Annotated in this window: 28 protein-coding genes; 20 read left to right on the top strand and 8 right to left on the bottom strand. The window is 57.1% G+C overall.

Going from position 1 to position 25,068, the window contains the following annotated elements:
• Positions 1-11 precede the first annotated feature (11 nt).
• From rpsP to Q1B46_RS18985, 7 genes are all read left to right on the top strand, one after another.
• Positions 12-401: a 30S ribosomal protein S16 gene (gene rpsP, locus Q1B46_RS19015; protein WP_299666858.1), complete on the top strand. Its 390-nt coding sequence runs from the start codon at positions 12-14 to the stop codon at positions 399-401.
• Positions 402-413: 12 nt separating this feature from the next.
• Complete coding sequence (gene bluB, locus Q1B46_RS19010; protein WP_299950585.1) at positions 414-1,049, top strand: 5,6-dimethylbenzimidazole synthase; 636 nt, start codon at positions 414-416, stop codon at positions 1,047-1,049.
• A gap of 3 nt (positions 1,050-1,052) precedes the next feature.
• On the top strand, positions 1,053-1,199 hold the full coding sequence (locus tag Q1B46_RS19005) for a hypothetical protein (RefSeq protein WP_299666854.1): 147 nt from the start codon (positions 1,053-1,055) through the stop codon (positions 1,197-1,199).
• On the top strand, positions 1,192-1,695 hold the full coding sequence (gene rimM, locus Q1B46_RS19000; protein ID WP_299666852.1) for a ribosome maturation factor RimM: 504 nt from the start codon (positions 1,192-1,194) through the stop codon (positions 1,693-1,695). Before Q1B46_RS19005 ends, rimM begins: the two co-directional genes overlap by 8 nt.
• A complete protein-coding gene (locus Q1B46_RS18995) occupies positions 1,695-2,510 on the top strand; it encodes a hypothetical protein (protein ID WP_299950580.1) in 816 nt (271 codons plus the stop codon). The genes rimM and Q1B46_RS18995 overlap by 1 nt, the downstream gene beginning before the upstream one ends.
• Positions 2,507-3,316 (top strand): tRNA (guanosine(37)-N1)-methyltransferase TrmD, encoded by an 810-nt coding sequence (trmD, locus tag Q1B46_RS18990; protein WP_299950577.1) that lies wholly within the window; start codon positions 2,507-2,509, stop codon positions 3,314-3,316. The genes Q1B46_RS18995 and trmD overlap by 4 nt, the downstream gene beginning before the upstream one ends.
• Positions 3,317-3,450: 134 nt before the next feature.
• Positions 3,451-3,876, top strand: coding sequence for a hypothetical protein (locus Q1B46_RS18985; protein WP_299950574.1), 426 nt, complete (start codon positions 3,451-3,453; stop codon positions 3,874-3,876).
• On the opposite strand, the gene Q1B46_RS18980 is transcribed toward Q1B46_RS18985, so the two are convergent.
• Together Q1B46_RS18980 and Q1B46_RS18975 are read right to left on the bottom strand one after the other, a co-directional pair.
• Positions 3,855-4,676 carry a GH25 family lysozyme gene (locus Q1B46_RS18980; protein WP_299950571.1) on the bottom strand — a complete coding sequence of 274 codons (822 nt, stop codon included), beginning with the start codon at positions 4,674-4,676 and terminating at the stop codon, positions 3,855-3,857. The two genes, Q1B46_RS18985 and Q1B46_RS18980, sit on opposite strands and share 22 nt — an antisense overlap.
• Positions 4,677-4,690: 14 nt before the next feature.
• Positions 4,691-4,975: a hypothetical protein gene (locus Q1B46_RS18975; protein ID WP_299950566.1), complete on the bottom strand. Its 285-nt coding sequence runs from the start codon at positions 4,973-4,975 to the stop codon at positions 4,691-4,693.
• A gap of 82 nt (positions 4,976-5,057) precedes the next feature.
• Here Q1B46_RS18975 and rplS point away from each other — a divergent pair, with 82 nt between their 5' ends.
• Both rplS and rpmE read left to right on the top strand, forming a co-directional pair.
• Positions 5,058-5,441, top strand: a complete 384-nt coding sequence (gene rplS, locus Q1B46_RS18970) for a 50S ribosomal protein L19 (protein WP_058273331.1) — start codon at positions 5,058-5,060, stop codon at positions 5,439-5,441.
• Between the two features lie 11 nt (positions 5,442-5,452).
• A complete protein-coding gene (rpmE, locus tag Q1B46_RS18965; RefSeq protein ID WP_010437577.1) occupies positions 5,453-5,674 on the top strand; it encodes a 50S ribosomal protein L31 in 222 nt (73 codons plus the stop codon).
• A gap of 48 nt (positions 5,675-5,722) precedes the next feature.
• Here rpmE and Q1B46_RS18960 read toward each other — a convergent pair whose 3' ends face one another.
• The 3 genes from Q1B46_RS18960 to Q1B46_RS18950 all read right to left on the bottom strand — a co-directional run bounded on the left by Q1B46_RS18960 (position 5,723) and on the right by Q1B46_RS18950 (position 10,533).
• Positions 5,723-7,747, bottom strand: a complete 2,025-nt coding sequence (locus tag Q1B46_RS18960; RefSeq protein WP_299950563.1) for a cellulase family glycosylhydrolase — start codon at positions 7,745-7,747, stop codon at positions 5,723-5,725.
• Positions 7,748-7,915: 168 nt separating this feature from the next.
• Entirely contained in the window at positions 7,916-9,502 is a 1,587-nt protein-coding gene (locus tag Q1B46_RS18955; RefSeq protein ID WP_299950560.1) for an MFS transporter, read from the bottom strand.
• A 143-nt stretch (positions 9,503-9,645) separates the two neighbouring features.
• On the bottom strand, positions 9,646-10,533 hold the full coding sequence (locus Q1B46_RS18950; RefSeq protein WP_299950557.1) for an AEC family transporter: 888 nt from the start codon (positions 10,531-10,533) through the stop codon (positions 9,646-9,648).
• Positions 10,534-10,751: 218 nt separating this feature from the next.
• On the opposite strand from Q1B46_RS18950, the gene Q1B46_RS18945 reads away from it, so the two are divergent.
• Positions 10,752-11,561: a division plane positioning ATPase MipZ gene (locus tag Q1B46_RS18945; protein WP_299666832.1), complete on the top strand. Its 810-nt coding sequence runs from the start codon at positions 10,752-10,754 to the stop codon at positions 11,559-11,561.
• 201 nt (positions 11,562-11,762) lie between these two features.
• Positions 11,763-12,557, top strand: coding sequence for a class II glutamine amidotransferase (locus tag Q1B46_RS18940; RefSeq protein ID WP_299950552.1), 795 nt, complete (start codon positions 11,763-11,765; stop codon positions 12,555-12,557).
• Positions 12,558-12,639: 82 nt separating this feature from the next.
• Here Q1B46_RS18940 and Q1B46_RS18935 read toward each other — a convergent pair whose 3' ends face one another.
• On the bottom strand, positions 12,640-13,875 hold the full coding sequence (locus Q1B46_RS18935) for an adenylate/guanylate cyclase domain-containing protein (protein ID WP_299950547.1): 1,236 nt from the start codon (positions 13,873-13,875) through the stop codon (positions 12,640-12,642).
• A 62-nt stretch (positions 13,876-13,937) separates the two neighbouring features.
• Positions 13,938-14,390 carry a MarR family transcriptional regulator gene (locus tag Q1B46_RS18930; RefSeq protein WP_299950545.1) on the bottom strand — a complete coding sequence of 151 codons (453 nt, stop codon included), beginning with the start codon at positions 14,388-14,390 and terminating at the stop codon, positions 13,938-13,940.
• Positions 14,391-14,448: 58 nt separating this feature from the next.
• Here Q1B46_RS18930 and hmgA point away from each other — a divergent pair, with 58 nt between their 5' ends.
• The 8 genes from hmgA to Q1B46_RS18890 all read left to right on the top strand — a co-directional run bounded on the left by hmgA (position 14,449) and on the right by Q1B46_RS18890 (position 21,727).
• Positions 14,449-15,804, top strand: coding sequence for a homogentisate 1,2-dioxygenase (hmgA, locus tag Q1B46_RS18925; RefSeq protein ID WP_299950542.1), 1,356 nt, complete (start codon positions 14,449-14,451; stop codon positions 15,802-15,804).
• A gap of 66 nt (positions 15,805-15,870) precedes the next feature.
• On the top strand, positions 15,871-17,127 hold the full coding sequence (gene fahA, locus Q1B46_RS18920) for a fumarylacetoacetase (RefSeq protein ID WP_299950539.1): 1,257 nt from the start codon (positions 15,871-15,873) through the stop codon (positions 17,125-17,127).
• Positions 17,128-17,213: 86 nt separating this feature from the next.
• Positions 17,214-18,164: an MBL fold metallo-hydrolase gene (locus Q1B46_RS18915; RefSeq protein WP_299950536.1), complete on the top strand. Its 951-nt coding sequence runs from the start codon at positions 17,214-17,216 to the stop codon at positions 18,162-18,164.
• 134 nt (positions 18,165-18,298) lie between these two features.
• Complete coding sequence (locus tag Q1B46_RS18910; RefSeq protein WP_299950534.1) at positions 18,299-19,909, top strand: FAD-dependent oxidoreductase; 1,611 nt, start codon at positions 18,299-18,301, stop codon at positions 19,907-19,909.
• A gap of 5 nt (positions 19,910-19,914) precedes the next feature.
• Positions 19,915-20,112, top strand: coding sequence for a DUF2783 domain-containing protein (locus tag Q1B46_RS18905; RefSeq protein WP_299950531.1), 198 nt, complete (start codon positions 19,915-19,917; stop codon positions 20,110-20,112).
• A gap of 5 nt (positions 20,113-20,117) precedes the next feature.
• Positions 20,118-20,660: a VOC family protein gene (locus Q1B46_RS18900; RefSeq protein WP_299950528.1), complete on the top strand. Its 543-nt coding sequence runs from the start codon at positions 20,118-20,120 to the stop codon at positions 20,658-20,660.
• Between the two features lie 7 nt (positions 20,661-20,667).
• On the top strand, positions 20,668-21,306 hold the full coding sequence (maiA, locus tag Q1B46_RS18895; RefSeq protein WP_299950524.1) for a maleylacetoacetate isomerase: 639 nt from the start codon (positions 20,668-20,670) through the stop codon (positions 21,304-21,306).
• An 88-nt stretch (positions 21,307-21,394) separates the two neighbouring features.
• Positions 21,395-21,727 carry a DOPA 4,5-dioxygenase family protein gene (locus Q1B46_RS18890; RefSeq protein ID WP_299950521.1) on the top strand — a complete coding sequence of 111 codons (333 nt, stop codon included), beginning with the start codon at positions 21,395-21,397 and terminating at the stop codon, positions 21,725-21,727.
• Here the strand turns inward: Q1B46_RS18890 and Q1B46_RS18885 are convergent.
• Positions 21,724-23,352: an acyl-CoA synthetase gene (locus tag Q1B46_RS18885; RefSeq protein WP_299950518.1), complete on the bottom strand. Its 1,629-nt coding sequence runs from the start codon at positions 23,350-23,352 to the stop codon at positions 21,724-21,726. The genes Q1B46_RS18890 and Q1B46_RS18885 overlap by 4 nt on opposite strands.
• Before the next feature lie 219 nt (positions 23,353-23,571).
• Here Q1B46_RS18885 and Q1B46_RS18880 point away from each other — a divergent pair, with 219 nt between their 5' ends.
• Positions 23,572-24,963, top strand: coding sequence for an aminotransferase class III-fold pyridoxal phosphate-dependent enzyme (locus tag Q1B46_RS18880; protein ID WP_299666799.1), 1,392 nt, complete (start codon positions 23,572-23,574; stop codon positions 24,961-24,963).
• Positions 24,964-25,068: the final 105 nt, after the last annotated feature.

Here is a 25,068-nt window from a genome sequence, read left to right as displayed (position 1 = left end):
GAGATACCACCATGGCAATGAAAATTCGTCTCGCCCGCGGCGGCTCGAAAAAACGTCCCTTCTATCGCATTGTGGCCGCTGACAGCCGCATGCCGCGCGACGGCCGTTTCATCGAAAAGCTGGGCACCTACAACCCGCTGCTGCCGAAAGACAACGAAGAGCGCGTGAAAATGAACATGGAGCGCATCCAGTACTGGTTGGACCAAGGCGCCCAGCCCACCGACCGGATCGCGCGTATGCTGGAAGCTGCCGGCGCCAAGGACAAAGCCGAGCGTAATAACCCCAACAAGGGTACGCCGGGCAAGAAAGCCCAAGAGCGCGTGGAAGAGAAAGCTGCCAAAGCTGCTGCCGCAGCCGAAGCCGCTGCTGCACCGGCTGAAGAAGCGGCCGCAGAAGAATAAGCAGGCGGGCGCGTGCAAGATCAGGCTTTCACCGACGATTTTCGCACGCAGTTCGATCTGTTGATGCGGCTCCGGCGCGATGTGCGTCGGTTCCGCACCGACGCTATAGACGAGGCAGTGCTGACGCGCTGCCTCGACGCGTTTCGACTGGCCCCATCGGTGGGGCTAAGCGAACCCTGGCGCGTGATCCGCGTCAAAAGCGAGGCTGCATGCAACGCGGCGTTGAAGAATTTCCAAGCTGCGAACGAACAGGCGCTGGCCGGATATTCCGGCGAGACGGCGCAGCTTTATAGCCAGCTCAAGCTGTCCGGAATGCAAGAAGCCCCGGTGCAGTTGGCCGTATTCTGTGACGAAGCCTCTGACAAAGGGCAAGGTCTGGGCGCGGGCACCATGCCCGAGATGCGGCGCTATTCGGTGGTCTCGGCGATCACCTTGTTCTGGCTGGCCTTAAGGGCCGAAGGACTGGGGCTGGGATGGGTGTCCATCCTGAATCCTGATCAATTGGCCCGAGACCTGAACGTTCCTACCGACTGGAAACTTGTCGGTTATTTCTGCATCGGCTGGCCCGAGAGCCTCTCGGACACGCCCGAGCTGGAGTTGGCGGGTTGGGAGCAGCGCGAAGACACGCTGCCGATTGAGGTGCGATAGGCCATGTTCGGATTGTTACGGCTTCCCATCCTGCTGGCGATCGCCTTTATTGTGGGTGTATTCTTCGAACGCTCGAACCAGCGCGAGGCTTGCGAGGGGATTGGACAATGGCGGGACGGGCTATGTGTGACGGATGGTCGAAATGAATGATCTGATCTGCGTGGGCAGCATCGCGGGCTCGTACGGTGTGCGCGGCGAGGTGCGGCTGAAAAGCTTTTGCGCTGTTCCCGAAGATATCGAGGGCTATTCCCCGCTGACCGACGAAGCCGGGAATGAACGCTTTCCGGTGGTCCTGACCCGCGCAATCAAGAACGGCTTTGCCGCCCGGCTGGGCGGGGTTGAGAACAAGGAAGAGGCTGATGCGCTGAACGGTCTGCGCCTGTATGCGCGACGAGATCAACTGCCATCGCTGCCGGATGATGAATTCTATCACACCGATCTGATCGGGCTTCAGGTTTATGACACCGGCGGAACGCTGCTGGGCCGGGTCAAATCGGTTCAAAACCATGGCGCGGCAGACTTGTTGGAACTGCACGGGCCGGGCCTGAAATCCACGGTGTTTTTGCCCTTCACACTTGAGATCGTGCCAACTGTAGATTTGGACAAAGGCCGCATCGTCGCCGACCCGCCCGAGGGCCTGCTGTAATGCGCCGCGTGTTGCTGCATCTGGGTCTGCACAAGACCGGGACGACGGCGGCACAGTCCTTTCTGTTTGAAAACCGTTCCCTGATCTGGCCGCACCATGCGTTGGTCCTGCCTTATCGGACCCGAAAAACCGGCCTGTCCGAGGCCGCCACACGCTATTCCGTTTATGGAACGCCGGGCGCGCTGAGCGATTTCAGGGATCAGATGCGGCACTTTCTGAACTCACTGGAATTTGGCCAGAAACGCGGGCTGATCCTGAGCGAAGAGAATTTCTCGGGCCTGCGGCCCAGCCGAAATGTCGCTGTTGGTTATGAGGCTGCGCCCGAGCTCGCCTCTTGTCTGGTGGGTCTGATCCGGGACCGGTTTGCAGGCGAAGAGGTGCATATCACGCTCTACTACTCGCTGCGCCAACGCGGCAGCTGGTTGCGCAGCCTGTGGGCACATGATCTGCAGCGCACGCGACTGATTCAAGATTTTGAAGCCTACCGCGCCCGCCTGGAACCGGTGCCGTCGCCCCAGATCGCAGCCGAAGCGGTGCGCGACCGCCTGCCCTCGGTCTCGGTCCGGACCGAATGGTTGGAAGACCTGCAGGGCCTGCGCCATGGGTTGGGAAACGCATTTGCCGAGTTCCTTAATCTTCCCCGAGACACGGCTGCCGAACTGGTGGGCCCTACGCGGTCAAACCCGCGCTTGCCCGAAGATGTGTTGCAGCAGATGTTAGAGATGAACCGCTCATCGCTGGATGATGCGGCATTGATCGACCAAAAGGCGGCTTTGGTTCAAAGCGTCCAAAATGATCTGATCGGCACGAAATGACAGAGAAACCCGGAAAATCCCATGGCCGCAAAGCCATCCGTCCAACGCTGAAGCCGCGCGAATTGCTGACACCAACGCCTGATCTTCACGGGGTCTGGAAGGCCAAGATCATCACCCTGTTTCCATCCGCATTTCCGGGCGTGCTGGGTGAAAGCCTTACAGGCAAGGCCCTGCAAGAGGGGCTGTGGCAGCTTGAAACTGTCGATCTGCGCCAATTCGGGGTTGGCAAGCATCGCAACGTGGATGACACGCCTGCGGGTGGGGGCGCAGGTATGGTCCTGCGTGCCGATGTGTTGGGTGAAGCCATTGAGCACACGATGGATGGCATTCAAGGCAACTGGCCGCTGATCTACCTTAGCCCGCGTGGTCGGCGGATGGATCAGCAGATGATGCAAAATCTGGCCCGTTGCGATGGCATGACGTTGCTGTGCGGTCGGTTCGAGGGCGTCGATGAACGGGTGCTGGAACATTACGGCGTGCAGGAAGTCTCGCTAGGCGATTTTGTCATGACCGGGGGCGAGATCGCGGCACAGGCGTTGATTGACGCGACTGTGCGGCTGATCCCCGGCGTGTTGGGCAATCAGGCATCCGCCGAGGAAGAAAGCTTTTCCTCGGGCTTGCTGGAGCACCCGCAATACACCCGCCCCGCAGACTGGAAAGGCCGCCCGATCCCGGACATTCTGATGTCAGGTCATCATGGCCGCATTGCAGACTGGCGCCACGAGATGTCCGAACAGATCACCCGCGAACGGCGGTCTGATCTTTGGGACGCCTACCGAAAAGCACGAAACGAAACATCGGATTAGGCCACCTAGTGTGGCGCAGGTGCCGCAGAACCAGCCTTTTGGTGCACTCTTCTTGCAGCTGATCGAACGAATAAATACTCATGCTTCAGATGTTGCATGAAGCAATTTTTATTCAGTTCATAGCAGGTTGAAATATGAAAAAAGCCCTTTGCTTAGCTGTGCTTGCCGTATCGGCCTGCACTACCAAACCCATTGAAATGTCGGTCCCCACGCAAGCCGGTCATAATCTGCACTCTGCGCGCATCGCCGTGCAAAATTGCGCGACCGAGGCCGATATCGGTGGCAATGCTGCCGTGATCGGGGGGTACGCAACCAACGTACTGGTGTGGGGTATTATCTTGGGTCCTGCCATCACCGCCCCATTTGATGATCGGCTACGCAGACAAGGCGAAATCGATCAAGTCGACCGCTGCATGACCGAGCAAGGGTTCGAACGGCGTGAACTTAACGAAGGCGAACGCTTCTGGCTGCGCGACTCTGTCGGAGAGGAACGCGCGCGCCGTTTGGATCACCTTGTCGGCGGCGGCACCATAGAAACCTATGGTGTGCCCGAAACGTGAGGCGTTCCTGACTTCCACCGTGCCCAGGTCTCGGGCGTGCCGTTGAAGGTGTTGATGTCGACCTTGCCCTGAACCCCCGGCACCAAACCCGTGCCGGTATACTGCCAGAACCGCCAGATCGCGCGCGGGTAGACGTTGCGGGGGTGGCCTGCGACCGAACGCAGCCAAAACTCAGTTTTGGGCAGGCGGCCAATATCGGTGTCCTGATAGAAATCCACCGTCGTATAGACGATGGGTCGACGGCCGTAATGGCGCTCTAGAATATCAAGGAATTTTTGCGCCTCGGACCGAATAGTGCGGCCATCGGGACGCAGGGTGCACGTTTTCGAATGCGGCGTCCATTCCATGTCGAGCACATGCGGCAGGTCAGCGCCTTTGGGAACGTTGCGAATGAACCATCGGGCCTGTTCGGCGGCGGGACGACAGAAGTAGTAATAATGATAAGCGCCCCAAGGCACCCCGGCGGCTTGCGCGCCGCGCCGATGCTCATCAAACATTGGGTCAGAGAAATCTCCGCCCTCGGTGGCTTTGATAAAGGCAAAGCTGACACCCGATTTGCGCGCGGTGCGCCAGTCTATCGGTCCTTGCCAACGCGAGACATCCAGCCCGTGCACCGGGTAGTGTCCGGGATGGCGGCCCTCCCACGGGTGCGGATCGGCATCGCCAAAGGCTGGATAGATGATTGAGGGTGGGGTCGTATCCGCGAATGCCTGCGGTTCGACCGCCTGAGGTTGTGGGCCACGACGGCCACATGAGACAAGTGCCAACGCCAGAACGGCCAGCAGAAGTGCTTTGCGCATCTTATGGTCCTGTATCAAATATCTGCTCTTATAATTGAACCCAGTGTGCCTGATCTGACCGACAAGGCAACGATGTATTTGATGGTTGGCGAAAACACACCGGCATATACGATGAATAGTGCCAGTTTAGGCTTGATCCCTGCGTTCAAAGCCCGTAAAGCACCGCAATCCGGTGCCGTGTTATGCGACTCCGGTGTTTTGGTTTTCATCATGGCGTGACGCCCGGCTTTCTTCGGCCACGGCGCGTCGGGACAAACCGGACCAAAGGAACATTCGATCTGACCTCTGGCGGGCTGCATGGCAGGACCCGGTGAAGACCAAGAGCTCTCAGGCCGTGCCCAAACTTCGTGGACCAACCACGAGCATATAGGAGTACCTGCGATGGACCTGATCGCACAGCTTGAGGCGGAACAGATTGCCGCCCTGGGGAAAGACATTCCCGATTTCAAAGCCGGTGACACAATCCGTGTTGGCTTTAAAGTGACCGAAGGGTCACGCACCCGTGTACAGAATTACGAAGGCGTCTGCATCGCCCGCAAAGGCGGCAACACCATCGCCGGTGCGTTCACCGTACGCAAGATTTCGTTTGGCGAAGGCGTGGAGCGTGTGTTCCCGCTGTATTCGACCAACATCGACAGCATCACCGTTGTCCGCCGTGGCCGCGTCCGTCGTGCCAAACTGTACTATCTGCGCTCGCGCCGTGGTAAATCCGCGCGTATCGCCGAAGTCACCAACTACAAGCCCAAGGCTGGCGCCGAAGCGTAAGGAGCGGAAAGATGAAAAAAGACATCCATCCCGATTATCACGTCATCGACGTCAAAATGACCGATGGCACCGTAGTTCAGATGAAATCCACCTGGGGCGCCGAAGGCGACCAGCTGGCCCTGGAAATCGACCCCTCCGTGCACCCCGCATGGACCGGTGGTTCGTCGCGCCTGTTGGACGCTGGCGGCCGTGTGTCGAAGTTCAAAAAGAAATACGAAGGTCTGGGCTTCTAAATCCGCCTTGTTTCGAATGCGAAAGGCCGCCCCTAGGGGCGGCCTTTTCTATTGAGCCTGCTCAAGGTACAGCCAGCGCGCGCCTTTGATTTCGGCCAAATCAATCACATGCCGTCCCCCCTCATAGTGATGGGCATTGGATGGCAGGGCAGCGTTTTGATCAACAGACCTCAGCATCAGGCCAGCAGGGGCCTTGATCTGCAAAGTGCCGGTCACCGGTTCGACCCTGAAATCTGCCGATTTAGCCTCGACCGGAACACTTCGCCCTGTGATCGAGATCAGTATCCGACCCGATTGCGCAATCTCATTGCCGTCGAGGCTTTGGACCGCGACAGCTGCCATGGGGGTGGTGATCCCGAATACTACATCTCGGGTCTCGATGGTTTCGTCCTGAAAGCTCCCTGCCACGATCTGACTTTTGCCGGTATCAACCTTGAACCGGGCGTTGCCGAAATCGCGCTGAAACTCTCCGGTATCCGCGCGGACAACGGTCGCATCTTTGGGCAGATAGGATTTGTCGAGGTCAAGCAGGCGATAATCATCGCGATTCAATTCGGTTGCTGCGAGCCACGGCAATGCGCGGGTCTGGGGCATACATGTGACTAGCCTGCTTTGTTCAAACACGGTGCGAATGGCAACAGACGTCTCGGGCGAGACGGGGCGTCCAAAAAACTCGTCTTCGTCCAGGCAAATCGCATAGGAATTCTCGGCCTGCCGGACATGTCCTTCCCGAAAAAGAAGCGCTGCGGCTGGCATCATCCATATCAATCCGGGATCTTCGGCCATACTCCAATTGCTCGGCGCCGTGGATCCGTCAAGAGATTGCTGTGAGTATCCATAGATCATCATCGCATCCCAGCCTTGATGCGCCGCACTTGTGGCGACACGGAGCGGTGTGATGAAACGATCCTCAGCAGGAAATTCTCCGATGTTCCACTCGGAAACACTCAGCGGCATGCCTTCGACCTGAGCTATGGCGATCCATTCCATAGAGCCAGACCGCTGGCGCGGATCAAATCCGATTTCCCCGCCGGTGCCATAGCTATGCGCGTCGATTATGGAACCAACCGTCAGAGACGGCAGCCCCGAAATCGACATCGCGCCCCACAGGCTTGTTGTCGAGATCAGGCCCTCAAACCCGGTGTCGCGGACCGCAGGGATCAGTCTCCCATTGAAACGACGCTCCAGATCGCTTAGGAAAATCCTTGAGGCACCATGCTCCCATGTTCGCCACGTCTCATCTGGATCAAGGTCGTTCGAGCGCGCGAATTCATCTGCAAGAGCCATGAAAAGCTCACTATGCAAAGGCACGTTCTTGTTAGGCAGAAGGCTGTGACCGAAGTGATGGGTAAGATCATTTTCATTCGTCAACATCACGGCGACAACTGCCGGATCTTCGGCATAGGTCAGGCCCGTCATAGCATTCTGATGACTAAGATATGCCTCCTGGAACTCAACCATTCGCGCCTCGATCGTGGGCGAAATGTAATTGAAGCCCCGGACATCGGCTAAGCCTTCATCCTCTGCAATCTCGTCAAACCCTGAAATTCCATCCTGCTTTGTGAACCTCCGCCCGACATGGAGATCAAGCCAAACGTAAATTCCTTGATCTTTGAGCGCCGCGATCCAGGCATCAAGCTTTTGCATCGACGCAGGGTCGAGCCCAAGCGTGTCGGATGGCTTTGTTCCGAAGACATTGGGATGAACCCAGTGGGAATCGTGGTGATGGATTCGCACAAGATTGATCCCCAGGCGTGCCATCCTTTGCGCGTGTAACTCTATCGCGCTGGTGTTGGTATGAAACAGGGCGTAGGCCTGCAGGTTAACGCCCCAGAAACGGATTGGCGTTCCGTCCTCGAACACCAATGCCCCATCCTGTGTTTGAATTTTCCCATGAAGACCAGCGGGCTTGTGGTTTAATTCGCTCAGATCAGGAGTGGGCGCATCGGACGGCATTCCTTGTATCGGCCAGGTTTCCACATCCGGGCCTACCTGCGCCAACGTGCACACGGGCGTCACAAACAGGCACAAGAAGGCGATCAGAACCCGTTCTAGAGCGCCTTGTTTAATCATCAGCTTTTCTCGCACAAACACATTCACAATCGCACCATAGCCTCTGCTCCAACAGATTTTGTTCCTTACAGTAGTTCATCGGGTAGAACCGGAGGGGTTTGATGCCCCCTGAAACTCAGCCTGAGGCACAGGTTTCATCCGCACCTTTGACGCATAATTGCTTCTATACTAGCGCGTCAGGTCCGCCGCGCTGTGTACCGGTGGAACAGGCCCTCTGAGCAGCAGCAGGGCCAGCAACATTCCAGCCAGCGAAACGCTGGCCGCAACCAACATCACGCTGTCAAAAGCGTTATCCTGCAAATCACGCAGCGCGCTGGCAACCTTGCTGCTGATTGTAGGATCCAACCCGGCGATAAGCTGTTGCACCTGCCCCGAGGAGCCATGTGTCAGCGCATGAGCCAAATCGGTGCGTTCAACCGACCCCGCAGGCAACGCACCAATGAGCTCTGACAGGCCCCGCCGGGTGGTCAGGGATGCAGAAAGCCCGCCGACGACTGCCCCAAGTGTCGCACCGAAATATAGGCAGGCGTTAACCACACCCGACCCCTGCCCCATATGCTCTTCCGGCAGCAACCGCAGGCCAAGCCGGGGCAAGAGCGAAAAGCAGATACCAAGCCCGATACCGATGATCATCAGTTTCCACCAGATCCCTGTCATACCGGTTGTGTTCGTCGTCGTTGTCAAAAGCAGAAATCCGCAGGCCATGAACCCCATTCCAACGACCACGGGCCACCGAAAACTGTACGGTGCAAGGAAACGTGGAGCGATGACAGAGACCACGAACATGCTGCCGCTCAAAGGCAGGATCGCTATACCCGCCCCAACGGCGGACAAGCCGAATGCATCCGGCGATTGAACGAAGACGTTGAAATAAACAAAAAAGCTGAACAGCGCGAAGCCCGTTATGAACATCCCCGCTGCCGCCATGAAATAGCGGGGATGGCGGAAATAGCGCAGCTCGACCAGGGGGTCCGCGCTGCGGCGCGAGGTGATCACCAATGCAACCACGGCAAGCCCCGAAACACAAAGTGGGATCAGGGTCGATCTGCTGGCCCATCCGTGGCTTTCACCGTTGCTGAGCGCGAAGGACAGGGGACCTAGCAGCAGGACCAACGCGACGGCACCTGCCAGATCAAACTTTGCGCCTGCTTGACGGGTGTCGGGGACGTAATGCTCTTTGCTCACCCGCAGACCGATCACAAACGCCACAATGAGCAGCGCAAGATCGGTGGCGAATACGCCACGCCAGCTTAGGTAATGCGCGAATGCGCCACCAACGATTGGGCCAACGCCAATCGCCAACCCAACGATCGCACCCCATGCACCAGTTACGCTAGCCCGTTGATCCTCGGGCGTTGCGGCGGTTAACAGGGACAGCGAGGTGCCGAACAAGGCGGCGGCCCCGGCTCCCTGGGCGCCCCGGCCCACCAACAACATGGCTGCATCCTGTGAAAACAGCACGAGGGTCGAGCCAAGCGCAAAAACGATCATCCCTGCAAAGAACACGCCCATCTTTCCGGTGATGTCACCGAAACGGCTTACGATTGTGACCAGGGTCGCGCTCACCACCGTGTAAATCGCCATCACCCATTGCAGGCTTGATGGCGTGAGGTCGAAATCGGCTTTCAGGTTGGGCAGGATCGTCGCAACAGCCGTGGTGTTGAAGCCAACAACCATCATACACAAAGCGGTCATCATCAGGACCAGCCGTGCCCCGCCCGTGGCCGGCGTGTCTTCAATGGCGTCTTTTGGCATGTGCCTGCTCCTGTTCAGGAATAGCGCTCTGGTCTTAATGGCGCGCACTATTCAGCGCCGTGTTGTGTCTATTATTAAACGATTTTTTGTCGCCACGTATAGTATTTAGCTAACGGCACGTCCCGCTCGACCACCAGCGCTGGTCAGATCCAGTAGGACAGCGCCACCGGCAGAACCAGTATCGTCGTCAACGTCGAGACCAGAATGAAACCGGCCACGTCAGGCCCGTATTCGGGCATATGCTGGTCGATGAACAGATAGGTCGCCACAGATGACGGCATCAAACAGCACAGAATCACCGCGCCCCGTTCAGCTCCGGTGAAACCGAATATCCAAACCAGCGCGCCGGCAATGACAACCGCCATCGCCAGATGCAGCGCCGTCAGCAAAATTGCACGTCCAAGGCTTTTGATCCGCAGCGTCGCCAGAGTATGGCCCAACGTCAGCAGCATCAGCGGGATCGAGAGGCCGCCCAGTATGTCAAATGATTTGGCTATGGGTTGCGGCAAACTATAACCCGTGGCCATCAGTGCCAATGACAAAGCCACCGCATAGATGATCGGAGACGTCGCCAGCTTTTTGGGAGAAAACTCTCCGGCTGGAATCCACATGCCGATGGTGAAGATGCTGATCAGCACAACGACCACAAACCCCATCGTATAGGCCATGCCCGCATCGCCCAGCGCCAGCAGGGTTATAGGCAGACCAATATTTCCAACATTGCCATGCATCAGGGGTGTCAGAAATGCCCGCACCGGCAGCCGCAATAGCTTGAGTATTACAAACCCCAAAAGGCCAAATCCGGCAATCGCCAAGGCTGCGGCCGTCATCACGTCAAGAAAGGTGTCGACCGCAATCTTGGTGGTAGACAGATGCGAGATGATCAGCGTCGGATATCCGACTCGCGACACGATCCCGCCAATAACCTTGTTGTCGAAAGGGGCGCGGATAAGTGCGAGACAATAACCGATTCCAGCGCAGATCAGCACGGGCAGAACCACGTTCAGAACGTTCAGAAACAGGTGATCCAATGGCTGCCCTCGATCACAATACCCTGTTGGGGACAGTGAAACAGGGGCGACCTTTTGGCAAGGATTTACCCTAACCCCCAACCATCACGCGCTTTTCCGAAATAGAGTGTGATAATGCCTCTCAGGACGGTTCGAGGTTCTTCCATTCCCGGCCTACACAACATATAGTGGCTGCCAACAACGTGTAGGCAAACACGGCGGGACTTGGGAATACAGGCATGGCACATATCATTGTGGTCGGGAATGAAAAGGGCGGCGCTGGTAAATCGACCGTGTCGATGCATGTAGCGACAGCTTTGGCACGGCTGGGGCATAAGGTCAGCACACTGGATCTGGACCTACGGCAGCGCAGTCTTGGTCGATATTTTGAGAACCGCCTGAACTTTCTGAACGGGTCGGACCTGTCATTGCGCAGTCCGCGCCATCACGACCTGCCCGAAATCGATGCGAGCGCACTTAAGCCCGGTGAGAACATCTATGACCACCGTCTGTCGGCTGCCGTGGCCGAGCTGGAAAGCGACAGCGATTTCATTCTGATCGACTGCCCCGGCTCACACACCCGTCTCAGCCAGGTCGCCCATTCGCTGGCGGATACTCTGGTGACGCCTCTGAACGACAGTTTCATCGATTTTGACCTTCTGGCTCGGATCGATTCCAAGGGTGAGAAAATCCTTGGCCCCTCGGTTTATTCCGAGATGGTCTGGAACGCACGTCAGTTGCGGGCACAGGCCGGGCTGAAACCCATTGATTGGGTGGTGGTGCGCAACCGGGTCGGTACCCAGCGAATGGTCAACAAAGAAAAGATGCAACGCGCCATCGAAATGCTGTCGCAGCGCATCGGATTCCGCGTTGCGTCAGGTTTTTCTGAACGCGTTATCTTCCGCGAATTGTTCCCACGCGGGCTGACGCTACTGGACCTCAAGGATATCGGGGTCAAACAGCTTAACATCTCGAACATCGCCGCGCGTCAGGAATTGCGTGACATGATGAAGGAATTGAACTTGCCGGGTGTCGAGATCGATTTCTAGGATCTGGCCCCGGTGAAAATTCAGGCCTTTGACTAACTAGCTTTACAGAACCAGTCCGCAGGGTGGGATTTTGACCCACTCATGACACCATGTCGTCGTCATTTGATAGGCAAAACCACCGGAATTTACGAAGATTGGGGAACTCTTCTTTGTTCGCCGATGCTATTGATAGCCGGAATTCGTGCAATTTTGGAAAAACTGATGTGTCGATTTTTGGCGTGGGTTGGTGAAAACCGACACTTGGATGAGTTGGTCTTCAAACAGGAGCAGTCGCTTGTCGAACAAAGTCGCAACGCGCTTGTTGGCAAGACGCCCATAAATGCAGACGGGTTTGGCCTTGCTTGGTATTCGGATCGCGCAAATCCCTGTTTTTACAAAGACACCAATCCGGCATGGTCAGATGCCAACCTGCGGCAGCTAACGCATCACACTCGATCGAGCCTCTTTCTTGCTCATGTACGCGCGTCTACGGGAACTGCGACTTCACACAACAACTGCCATCCTTTTGGTTATGGCCGGTGGAGCTTCATGCACAATGGGCAAGCTGGCGGTCACAACCGCATCCGGCAGCAGCTTGACGCAATGATTCCAGCCAACCTGTATGAACACCGGTTGGGAGCCACAGAGAGTGAGGCCATCTTCCTGATTGCCCACGGAGAAGGCCTTGAGACTGATCCAATAGGCGCAATGCGCAGATCGGTCGAACGGGTCGAGGAATTGTCAAGGCAGAGCGGAGCCTTGCCGTATATGCGATTTGCAGCATGCTGGTCCGATGGGGAAAACCTTTATGCGGCAAGATATGCCTCGGATCGTTTTGCCCCAAGCTTGCACTACCGTGTATGCAGGGATGGGATCGTTGTATCTTCGGAACCTTTGGACGGAAATTGCGGCAACTGGCTCGAGATACCAGCAAATACGGCAATCGAAACCAATGGGAGCGAGGTGTGCGTACACGCGTTCCAACCCAAGGTTTCGTTCCAGCGTGACGTTGCATAGCCCCGAAATGAATTGGGTGAGGCGTCTGCGCGTAGACGACATCAGGCACAGACCTTAAACCCAAGCGGTCGAACCACGTGATCTATTTGGCTGGAGAGTAGACCGTAAACAACTCTTTCGGCTCTGGCACCCCCCGCAGCATATACCGACCCACTGAAATCAGCTCATGATCGCATGGATGTGCTGCGCGGGCCACATCATCCGAAATCAGGATGCGCTGGCCCAACGAGCGGTGCATACCCGCAATCCGCGAGGTCTGATTTACCGCAGGGCCAATGACAGTGAAATCCAAACGGCTGTCGGCACCGATATTGCCATAGAGAATCTCACCCGCATGCAAGGCCAGTGTATAGTTGGAAACCGGCTGGCCATTTTCTTTGCGCTTTGCATTCAACTCGGCCATTCGTTCTTGCAGCATGGTCGCAGCGGCCAGCGCTGCGCGGGCATCAGCGTCAATCTCGCCCACATCGAACATCGCCATGACACCGTCGCCCATGAACTTCAAAATGTTGCCATCGCATTGATGGACCACATCCACTACGACGGCGAGATAGTCATTCAGTATGTCGATGACCTCGATCCCCGGAAGTTCTTCTGACAGGCTGGTGAAGCCTTCGAGGTCAAAGTTCCAGATCACAGCGTCGATTTGCTGCAAGGATCCACGGCGGATTTCACCGGATAATACGCGCTGCCCGGCATCGCGCCCCAGATAGACGCGCATCAGATCTTTTGACACCCGCGCATTCGAGGCCGATTTCAGTGCCAGCCCCAAGTGAGGTAATACCGTTTCGATCACTTCCAGATCATCGTCGCGGAACCCTTCGGGCGCATAGCTGGCCCATGACATCAGCACGCCATCAATTGCCATTTTAGCATCATACGGGTTGGTTTGGCTTGGTACATCAAAGCTGATACCCGTCGCAAAATAGTCCGTGGCCCCATTTTCCCGCAGCTCATTCAGCAAGGGAAATCGGCTGGGTTCATTTTGATCGACCAGCCGTTCGCGGATCGCGTCGACGTCCTCATTCAAAATCACATAGAGCGGGCTTTGGGTCCAAACCTCGCTCGGCTCCTCGGAGTATTCGAATGTTTGGAAATCACCACCTTGCCCTTTATACCAGCTGTAGCCGGTTCCACCATAAACCGGATGCAATGCCGGTTGCGCCGCGTGGAATCGCATCAGAGGTACACCAAGATCAACCAACTGGTTGCAGTAGCCGTCAAGAAGCTCTTCTTTGTCGGCCCCTTCCAAACCTCGGGTCACAAGCCAATCGATCAGATCATGGGATTTTGCCGTTGGGGAGTCCGGCTTTGTCATGTCTCGTTCCTGTATTCGTTATGACGTTGATCTGGGGATCATGGCCTCAGATTACCAGAGTTCTAATCCATTCCGGCAAGACGTCGCAGCATCATGCGCAGCAATGCGGCCTCACCAGTGGTAAAATGTGCCGCAAGCTTGGCATCATAGTCGCGGGCAATGCCACGCAACTCTCGATATACGGTCTGACCAGAGCTTGTCAGCGACAGCCTTTCGACCCTGCGATCATTTTCGTCCCGTAATCGTTTCAGATATCGGCGCTGTTCAAGCCGACGCACGGCCCGACTGACTTTGGTCTTGTGGATTTTGGCACGCGCACCGATATCCCGGGCCGTCATCTCACCATAGTTTCCAAGATGGAACAGCACACGCCATTCCGTGCGCAACATTCCGTATCGATCCTTGTAGACGCGCTGAAACTCAAGCGAGCTTTCCTCTGCCGCCTGATTCAACAGGAACGGCAGGAAATTCCGCAGATCAAACTCATCTTTTTCGGCATTATTCTGCTGTGTCATCCTTGTTAGTTACAAAATCAACTATTATTCGACAAGCAGCAACTTGAAGGAGCGTCCGATGAATCGCCCCACCGATCCGCATAAAATGACCCAGGCCAGCACGCCTGTCGGCACTCATCCCGGCTATATGCCCGGCTTCGGCAACGATTTTGAGACCGAGGCCCTGCCCGGTGCGCTGCCGCAAGGTATGAACAGCCCGCAAAAATGTAACTATGGGCTATATGGCGAACAATTAAGCGGTACGGCCTTCACCGCCAACCCGCCCGAACGCACCTGGTGTTATCGCATCCGGCCTTCGGTGAAGCATTCGCACCGGTACGAGAAGATTGATCTGCCCTATTGGAAATCCGCCCCCTGCGTTGATCCGGATGTCATTTCTTTGGGTCAATATCGCTGGAACCCCGTGCCGCATTCTGAGGAAGGTCTGACATGGCTGACCGGTATGCGCAGCATGACCACCGCCGGGGATGTGAACACGCAGGTCGGCATGGCCAGCCACATCTATCTGGTCACCGAGTCGATGGTGGATGACTATTTCTTCTCGGCTGACAGCGAGCTTTTGGTCGTCCCACAAGAGGGTCGTCTGCGCTTTGCCACGGAAATGGGCATCATCGATCTGGAACCAAAAGAGATCGCGATCATTCCCCGCGGGCTGCTTTATCGGGTGGAAGTGCTCGAAGGGCCTGCGCGTGGATTCGTTTGCGAAAATTACGGCCAGAAATTCGAACTGCCCGGGCGAGGACCGATCGGCGCCAATTGCATGGCCAACCCACGTGACTTCAAGGCGCCGGTGGCGGCGTTTGAGGATCGCGAAGTACCCTCAACCGTGACGATCAAATGGTGTGGGCAGTTCCACACGACAAAGATTGGACACAGCCCGCTGGACGTTGTGGCATGGCACGGTAACTATACGCCGTACAAATATGACCTGCGCACCTATTGCCCGGTCGGTGCGATCCTGTTCGACCATCCCGACCCGTCAATCTTTACCGTTCTCACCGCACCCTCGGGTCAGCCGGGTACTGCCAATATTGATTTTGTGCTGTTCCGCGAACGCTGGATGGTGATGGAAGACACATTCCGCCCGCCTTGGTACCACAAAAACATCATGTCCGAGCTGATGGGCAACATATATGGTCAATACGACGCCAAGCCTCAGGGCTTCATCCCCGGTGGCATGAGCCTGCACAACATGATGATCCCGCACGGACCGGACAAGGAAGCCTTTGAAAAGGCATCAAACTCTAACCTTGGCCCGGACAAACTGGAAAACACAATGTCCTTCATGTTCGAAACCCGTTTCCCGCAGCACCTGACCGCATTTGCAGCGACCGAAGCCCCGCTGCAGGATGATTACATCGACTGCTGGAGTGATATCGAAAAGAAATTTGACGGCACCCCCGGCAAGAAATGAACACCCCCTGAGGTCTGAGATTTTTCGACGAAAAGTCTTGGCCCCTGACAAAGGTCTGGAGACAAAATGCCTTTGATGAAATCCTGGGTCGCAGCGGCCAACTCCGCCGACCACCCGTTCCCACTGAACAACCTGCCTTATGGTGTATTCTCAACCGAGAACACCGAACCACGCTGCGGCGTGGCTATCGGCGACATGATATTCGATGTGACCGCCGCTGAAGCCGACGGGCTGATCGCATTGTCGGACGAGCCGCTTTTTGACCTGCCTTTCTGGAACCCCCTGATGGAGGAAGGTCCAGCCGTCTGGGCCGCCCTGCGCGACCGTCTGACAGCACTTCTGTCCGAAGGCGCGGAGGAGCAACACAAAATCGAGGCCCTGCTGATCCCGCAGGACGAAGCCGAGATGCATATGCCCTTTGCCGTCAGCGAATACACCGATTTCTACGCGGGTCGGAACCACGCCTTCAATGTCGGCACCATGTTCCGCGGCCCTGAAAACGCGCTGCCACCAAACTGGCTGCACATTCCCATCGGCTATAACGGACGCGCTTCGTCCGTGGTTGTTTCGGGCACCGATATCCGCCGCCCTTGGGGTCAGTTAAAATCCCCCGATCAGGACCTGCCCGCCTTCCTGCCCAGCCGTCGTTTTGACATCGAGCTTGAGATGGGCGCCATCGTGGGCACGCCCTCTGACGGCCCGATCTCGGTGCAGGAAGCAGATGATAACATCTTCGGCTATGTCCTGCTGAACGACTGGTCGGCGCGCGATATTCAGGCCTGGGAATACCAGCCCCTTGGTCCGTTTCAGGCTAAGGCGACCGCAACCTCGATCAGCCCGTGGATCGTGACCAAAGCTGCGCTGGAACCCTTCCGCTGCGACACGCCTGCGCGCGAGTTCGAACTGCTGGACCACCTAAAAGACTGCGGCCCGATGCTGTATGACGTCGATCTGGCAATCACGATGGCCCCCGAAGGCCAGACGCCGACGACCATCGCCAACACCAATTACAACCAGATGTATTACTCGGCAGCGCAACAACTGGCGCATCATTCGACGTCGGGCTGCCCGATGAACACTGGTGATCTGCTGGGGTCCGGCACCATCTCGGGTCCGACCAAGCCGGAACGCGGATCACTGCTGGAACTCAGCTGGGGTGGAAAAGAACCGCTGACGCTGGACACCGGCGAAACCCGCACCTTCATCGAAGACGGCGACACCCTGACACTTACCGGCGCAGCGAAAGGCGACGGATATACCATTGGGTTCGGGGATTGCACCGGCTCTGTCCTGCCCGCATTGGATGACCCTTACAAAAGGTAAACCCGTCTCTTCTTCTTGTTGAAAATACGGCCGCCGGAGGCGTTACAACATCGCAACCGGTGCCGAACCCGAAAAAGGAACCCTACATGGCCAAGGCATTCGCGTCCCAAGGGGACATGTCGGAAAAGAATATCTCGTTCACCGAAGTGGGCGAAGGTCTTTACGCATTCACTGCCGAAGGAGACCCAAACTCGGGCGTTATTATCGGCGACGACAGCGTGATGATTGTCGAAGCGCAGGCCACCCCGCGTCTCGCTAACAAAGTGATCGAATGCGTGCGCTCGGTCACGGACAAGCCGATTACCCATGTGGCGCTGACCCATTACCACGCAGTACGTGTGTTGGGTGCAAGCGCTTTCGGCGCGCAGCAAATCCTGATGTCCGATATGGCGCGCGCCATGGTGGTGGAACGCGGACAGGAAGACTGGGACAGCGAATTCCAACGCTTCCCGCGTCTTTTCGAAGGGCATGAGAGCATTCCGGGCCTAACCTGGCCCACTACTACGTTCAGCGACACGATGACTGTTTATCTGGGCAACCGTCGGATCGACCTTATGCATCTGGGCCGCGCCCATACGGCTGGCGATATCGTGATCCACGTGCCCGATCAGAACGTGATGTTCACGGGCGATATCGTTGAATACCACTCGGCCTGCTATTGCGGCGACGGGCATTTCAGTGACTGGGGCGACACGCTGGATGAGATCAAGTGGTTCGACGTCGATGCCATCGCCCCGGGGCGCGGCGACGCTCTGATCGGCAAGGACATGGTCAACGCGGCCATCGAAAACACCCGCGATTTCGTGGAAAGCACCTATCGTCCGGCGGCAAAGGTCGCTGCACGTGGTGGCAGCCTGAAAGAAGCATGGAACGCCGTTCGCGCAGAATGCGATCCGAAATTTGCCGACTACGCGATCTACGAACACTGCCTGCCCTTCAACGTCGCCCGCGCCTATGACGAAGCCCGCGGCATCGACACGCCCCGCATCTGGACCGCCCAGCGCGATCTGGACATGTGGGAAGCCCTGCAGAGCTAAGATTTCCGGGCCGAATTTGATCCAGATCGTGGCGGCTCGGGTTTGACAGTGAAACGCTAACACCAACCCTCCGGTGATGTCACGCCGGAGTACAGATGAGATGTGCCCGCTGCACCAGAACTGGGAGAGAGACCGTGAACAAGATTTTCGAAGTTCCACTTTACGCCTACGAGGCCAGCCCGGACCAATCCGCCCCCGCACCGGTGCGCCACAAGGTTATCGTCGTAGGCGCTGGGCCCATTGGCTTGGCGGCCGCCATCGATCTGGCGCAGCAAGGGGTTGAGGTTCTGGTACTGGATGACAACGACAAAGTCAGCTTCGGCAGCCGCGCCATCTGTTTCGCCAAACGCCCGCTGGAAATCCTTGACCGGCTAGGCTGTGGTCAGCCCATGGTGGACAAGGGTGTTCTGTGGAACAAGGGCAAGGTGTTCTTTGACGAACGCCAGGTCTATGAGTTTGACCTGCAGCCCGACAGCGGCGATCAGCGCCCCGCCTTTATCAACCTGCAACAGTACTATTTCGAGCAGTTCCTAGTCGACCGCGTCCGCGAGTTGCAGGAACAGGGCGCGCCCATCGAAATCCGGGGCCGCAACAAGGTCGAGGCCGTGGGCACCCATCCCGATCACGTCAAGCTTGAGGTTGAAACACCCGAAGGCTCTTACACTATCGAGGCTGATTGGGTCATTGCCTGTGACGGCGCGGGCTCACCCATGCGGGCAATGCTGGGCAAGGATTTCGTAGGCCGCGTGTTCGAGGACAACTTCCTGATCGCAGATGTGGTGATGGAGGCCGACTTCCCCACGGAACGCTGGTTCTGGTTTGATCCACCATTCAACAGAGGCCAATCGGCATTGCTGCACAAACAACCCGATGGGGTCTGGCGGATCGACCTGCAACTGGGTTGGGACATCGACAAGGAACGCGAAAAGCGTCCCGAAAACGTCATCCCGCGCCTCAAGGCCATGCTGGGTGAAGATGTTCAGTTCGAGCTGGAATGGGTCAGCATTTACACCTTCCAGTGCCGCCGGATGGAGCAGTTCCGCCATGGGCGCGTGATCTTTGCAGGCGACAGCGCACATCAGGTCAGCCCCTTCGGTGCACGCGGCGCAAACTCGGGCGTGCAAGATACTGACAACCTGTGCTGGAAGCTGAAATTGGTGATTGATGGCAAAGCCCCGGAAACCCTACTCGACAGCTATGATGCCGAGCGTATTCAGGGCGCGGATGAGAATATTCTGAACTCGACCCGTTCCACCGATTTCATCACGCCGAAATCGGCCATGTCGCGCGTGTTCCGCGATGCGGTGCTGGATTTGAGTGAGCATTATGATTTTGCCCGCCCGCTGGTGAATTCAGGCCGGCTGAGCGTGCCTTGCATCTATGACGGATCGCCTCTGAACTCGGCAGATGCATTGAACGGACCGGCAGAAACCCGACCAGGCGCGCCCTGCCCCGATGCGCCCTTGGGGGATGCGTTCTTGCTGTCCAAGCTGGCAGGAGAGTTCACGTTACTGACCATCGACGCGGACGCGCCGGATGAGATCGAGGTGGACGGGATCGCCGTCAAACGCCTGGCCTTGTCGGTCAAGGATGATCCGACACAGACATTGAAACGCCGCTATTTGGGCGATGCTTCCAGCGCGGTTTATTTGATCCGTCCCGATCAGCATGTGGCGGCCCGCCGCGACACCTATGAAGAAAATGCATTCCGGCACGCGGTTCGCCGTGTCACAGGCAAGGAGTAAGCGATATGTCTGATCTGATCCTCTCACCCAACCTGACCCGTGCGGACGATTTCTATGCCGATCTGCTGGCCGCGCATGAAGGGCTTGAGCAAGCCGACAGCGATGCGCTGAATGCGCGCCTGGTGCTGGTGCTGGCGAACCACATTGGTGACAACGCCGTGCTGAAACAAGCGCTGGATGCTGCAGCACTGAAACAGGAGTAAGCGTTATGAAAATCGAACAGATTCACCACGTCGCTTATCGTTGCAAGGACGCAAAAGAGACCGTTGAATGGTACGGCAAGATGTTGAACATGGATTTCATTCTGGCCATTGCCGAAGACCATGTGCCCTCTACCCATGAACCTGATCCCTATATGCACCTGTTTCTGGATGCCGGGAACGGCAATGTACTGGCGTTTTTTGAACTGCCAACCAAGCCCGAAATGGGCCGCGACCCGAACACGCCGATCTGGGTGCAACACATCGCCTTCAAGGTAAAGGACCGCGACGAGCTGATCGCGTTCAAAGAACATCTCGAGGCCAACGGCGTCGAAGTTCTGGGTGTCACCGATCATTCGATCTTTCACTCGATCTATTTCTTCGACCCCAATGGTCACCGGGTGGAACTGGCTTGCCCTGACCCCGAGGAAGAGGCCATGCTGGCCCGGCTGGATTCGGTGAAATGGGATATGCTTGAAGAATGGTCGCGCACCAAACGAGCACCCCAACATGCTGACTGGCTGCATGCAAAGGAACTAAGCAAAGGCTGATCGCTGAATGACCGAAGTGGTACTGTATGACTACTGGCGCTCGTCGGCCAGTTACCGGCTGCGGATTGCACTGAATCTGGCGGGAATTGCCTATCGCCCTGTGGTGATCGATCTGGTTGGTGGGGCGCATCGCACAGCGGATCATCTGGCGCGCAATCCGCAAGGGCTGGTGCCCGTTCTGGACATCGACGGGCTGCGGCTGACGCAATCTCTGGCGATCCTCGATTATCTGGACGAGACCCGGCAAATGGGCCTGTTGCCGCAGGATCCGGCCCAGCGGGCAGCTGCGCGGGCGCTGGCGCAGAGCATTGCGGTGGATATACATCCGGTCTGCAACCTGTCCGTGGCGCGCCACGCCACACAGCTCAGCGCTGGCGCAGGCGACATGCCCGGCGACTGGATGCGCCATTTCATTCGCCCCGGCCTGCTGGCGTTCGAGGCGCTGCTGGGCAATTTCGAACAAAGCCCGTTCTGCACCGGTGACACACCCGGCCTGGCCGATATCTGTCTGATCCCGCAGCTTTACAATGCGCGTCGGTGGGAGGTTGACCTGACCGACATGCCGCGTCTGTTGGCGGTCGAGGCCGTCTGCTCGGACCACCCGGCGTTTGCCGCCGCACATCCTGATCTGCATGCCTCGGTCTGACCTTGTGCACAGGGTCTGTGTAGGTGCGCGGGTGTCAGAACGCTTCGTCGATCTCTAGGTTTCTCTGAAAAGAGATACGGAGACCCCGATGCCTGAGATCACCGGCTATCACGCCCATGTCTATTTCGACGCCGACACGCAAGACACTGCGCAGCAGGTCTGCGAAGAGGCTGCCCGCGTGTTTCCCACGGTCCAGATGGGCCGGATGCATGCGCGCAATGTCGGGCCCCACCCACGTTGGAGTTGCCAGCTGGGCTTTCCCGCCGATGCTTTCGATCAGGTCTTTCCCTGGCTGATCCTGAACCGGCAAGGACTGACCATCTTCACGCACCCCGAGACCGGTGATCATCTGACCGACCACCGCGACCGCGCCATCTGGATGGGTGAGATGCTGGAACTTGATCTGTCGATCTTTGATTAACTTAGCTCTCGTGCCCGATCGCGTAGGATGAACTTCTGGATCTTCCCGGTCGAAGTTTTTGGCAGCGCCCCGAAGACAACAGTTTTAGGCGCTTTGAAATGGGCCATCTGATCGCGGCAGAATGCGATGATATCGGTCTCACTCGCCTCCGCCTGTGGCTTCAGCTCGACAAAGGCGCAAGGCGTTTCGCCCCATTTCTCATCCGGTCGGGCGACAACCGCAGCCTCCATCACCGCGGGGTGTTTGTAGAGCGTATCCTCAACCTCCACGGACGAGATATTCTCACCGCCTGAAATAATGATGTCCTTGGATCGATCCTTCAGGGCGACATAGCCATCCGGATGCATCACCCCCAGATCACCCGAGGCAAACCATCCACCCTTGAAAGCTTTGTCGGTTGCTTCGGCATTCTTGAGATAGCCCTTCATGACAATATTGCCCTGCATGAATATCTCACCCATGGTTTCGCCGTCCGAAGGCACGGGTTCCATTGTTTCCGGGTCGGCAACCATTAGGCCGGAGAGCGCGACGTATTTCACGCCCTGTCGTACCTTCAGCGCGGCGCGATCCTCGGCGCCCTTCTCGTTCCATTCGTCTTTCCAAGCGCAAACGACGGACGGTCCGTAAGTCTCGGTCAAGCCATAGACATGGGTCACCTCGACCCCCATTCCTTCCATCGCCTCAATCACTTTGGCAGGTGGCGGCGCTCCAGCCGTCATCACCTTGATCTGCTGGCTGAAATCCTTGAGGTGATCCGGCGCGTTGGCCAACATATTCAGTACGATAGGCGCACCGCAAAAATGGGTCACACCCTCATCGCGGAAGGCGCGATAGATCGGTTCGTCCCGCACAGCACGCAGGCAAACAGACGTGCCCGCATTGGCCGCCATGGTCCACGGGAAACACCAGCCGTTGCAGTGAAACATTGGCAGCGTCCACAGATAGATCGAATGCTGCGGCATGCCCCAGGTCAGGATGTTCGAAGTCGCATTTAGCGCCGCGCCCCGGTGATGATAGACCACGCCTTTGGGGTTTCCGGTGGTGCCCGATGTATAGTTCAACGCAATCGCATCCCATTCGTCAGCGGGCAAAGACCAGTCGAAATCAGGATCGCCCTCATCCAGCAGGCCCTCATAGGTGAGATTGCCCAGCCGTTCGCCACCGTCAAAGCTCGGGTCTTCGATATCGATCACCAGAATGTCGTGATCGACCTGCCCTAACGCCTGTTTCACGACGCCCGAGAATTCTGGGTCGACCAACAGCACCTTCGCCTCGGCGTGGTTTAGGATGAACGCAATGATTGGCGCGTCCAGCCGCGTGTTGATCGCGTTCAGCACCGCGCCAGCCATGGGCACTCCGAAATGTGCCTCGTAAAGCTCGGGTATATTGGCGGCGATAATCGAAACGGTCTCGCCCGGTCCTACACCGCGCCCTGCCAGCGCACTGGTCAGCCGGCGGCATCGCGCATAGGTTTCGGCCCAAGTGTAACGGCGATCCCCGTAAACCACCGAAGCATAATCCGGATAAACCGCCGCAGTTCGTTCGAGATAGCTGAGCGGGGACAAAGGCGTGAAATTCGCTGGGGTTTTATCCAGATGCTGCTGGTAGATTGGTGTGTCTGTCATCCGGCGATCCTCCCAAACTCGGCAGATTGGCCCATTGAGCACAAAGAGTACGCTATAACAAACCCGTATTAATACGCGATTGTGGTACACTGGAGATATTCTATGGGCTAATCTGGCCCTACTTCCCGGGTCTCATTCGCGTTGATCTGCAGTATCACGTCACTATGCGCCCGATGAAATACTTTGATTCCCGCGCGCCTTATTTTGAAAGGACATGTCATGGACGGCACGTTCAACGAAAACGATCTTTCCCGCGTCGTCGAAGCCGACCGCGCGCATATCTGGCATCACCTGATCCAGCACAAACCCTTTGAAACCAATGATCCGCGGATCATTGTCGAAGGCAAAGGCATGCGCGTCTGGGATCAGAAGGGCAAGGAACACCTTGATGCTGTTTCGGGCGGCGTCTGGACCGTCAACGTCGGCTATGGCCGCGAATCGATCTGTAAGGCGGTCTATGACCAGCTGATGAAGCTGTGCTATTTCGCAAATTCCGCCGGATCGATCCCCGGTTCGATCTTTGCCGAAAAACTGATCAGCAAGATGCCGGGCATGAGCCGGGTTTATTATATGAACTCAGGCTCTGAGGCGAATGAAAAAGCCTTCAAGATGGTCCGCCAGATTGCGCACAAGAAGTATGGCGGCAAGAAGACCAAGATCCTGTATCGTGACCGCGATTATCACGGCTCAACACTTGCGGCCATGTCAGCCGGTGGTCAGGACGAGCGCAATGCGCAGTATGGCCCCTTTGCACCGGATTTCATTCGCGTCCCGCATTGTATGGATTATCGCAAACACGAATTGGATGGCGCGCCGGAAGAGAATTTTGGCGAATGGGCAGCGGATCAAATCGAAGAAGTTATCCTGCGCGAAGGTCCTGACACCGTTGGCGCCCTGTGTCTTGAGCCAGTCACTGCAGGCGGCGGAGTGATCGAAGCGCCTGAAGGCTATTGGCAGCGGGTGCAGGAGATTTGCAGCAAGTACGACATTCTGCTGCACATTGATGAGGTGGTTTGTGGCGTTGGTCGCACCGGCACGTGGTTCGGATACCAGCAATATGGTGTGAAACCGGACTTTGTGACCATGGCCAAGGGCGTAGCCTCGGGTTATGCCGCCATTGCTTGCTTGGTCACCACCGAAGAAATCTTTGACATGTTCAAGGATAACTCGGACGACCCGATGAACTATTTCCGCGATATCTCGACCTTTGGCGGCTGCACCGCTGGTCCGGCAGCGGCGATCGAGAACATGCGGATCATCGAAGACGAAAACCTGTTGGGCAATTGCGTCGACATGGGCGACCGCATGATGGGTAACCTGCAGGCGTTGATGGATAAGCACAAAGTCATCGGTGACGTACGCGGCAAGGGCCTGTTCCTGGGTGCCGAACTGGTCGCAGATCGCGGCACGAAAGAACCGGTGGACGAGAAACTGGCGCAGGCTGTCGTAGCCGACTGCATGGCACAAGGTGTCATCATCGGTGTTACCAACCGCTCCATCCCTGGTCGCAACAACACGCTGTGCTTCTCGCCTGCGTTGATCGCCACAGCCGACGATATCGATCAGATCACCGACGCTGTGGATGGCGCGCTGGGACGTGTCTTCGGCTGAGCCAGCCACTGAACTACCGCTAAACCGATGAAACCCGCCAGATCTTGGCGGGTTTCTTTTTTTGTTCATCGATCAATACCGGCCATGATCCGCTGGACAGGCCGG

The organism is uncultured Ruegeria sp. (assembly GCF_947500045.1).
Taxonomy (GTDB): domain Bacteria; phylum Pseudomonadota; class Alphaproteobacteria; order Rhodobacterales; family Rhodobacteraceae; genus Ruegeria.
This window is presented reverse-complemented; position numbering and strand designations above follow the sequence as displayed.